Genomic DNA, 330 nt, shown 5'->3' with positions numbered 1-330 from the left:
GTAGTGATTCAGGCTGATGAACACGCTTACAACGGCACCGTTGTGAAAGTGATGGATGCCGCTAAAGGTGCTGGCGTGAAGAACATTGCACTGGCAGCGGAGAAACCTTAATGGGTAGGCTGTTAATTGCGTTACCAGCGTCATTATTGATCGCCGTGAGTTTGTTTAGCTTTATGGCGTGGATGGTCGATAACGGCAATCAACGCGCACCAAAACCGTCTGAGGCAGTGCGTTTTGATATGGTCATGGTTGAAAACGATGCCGATGTGCAGCGTCGTCAACGTTCAGTACCAGAGCAGCCAGAGCCACCTCAAGCACCAGAGCCGATGG

1 protein-coding gene and 1 pseudogene are annotated in these 330 nt (G+C 51.2%); both read left to right on the top strand.

Going from position 1 to position 330, the window contains the following annotated elements; all coding sequences use genetic code 11:
• A partial coding sequence (locus tag R8O11_RS29390) for an ExbD/TolR family protein (protein ID WP_412035094.1) occupies nucleotides 1–111 on the top strand: 111 nt, incomplete at its 5' end.
• Nucleotides 111–330, top strand: a pseudogene (locus tag R8O11_RS29385) (energy transducer TonB); the annotation flags it as partial. The gene R8O11_RS29390 and the pseudogene R8O11_RS29385, both read left to right, overlap by 1 nt.

The sequence above is a fragment of the Vibrio sp. 1288 genome (assembly GCF_033344475.1).
This window is presented reverse-complemented; position numbering and strand designations above follow the sequence as displayed.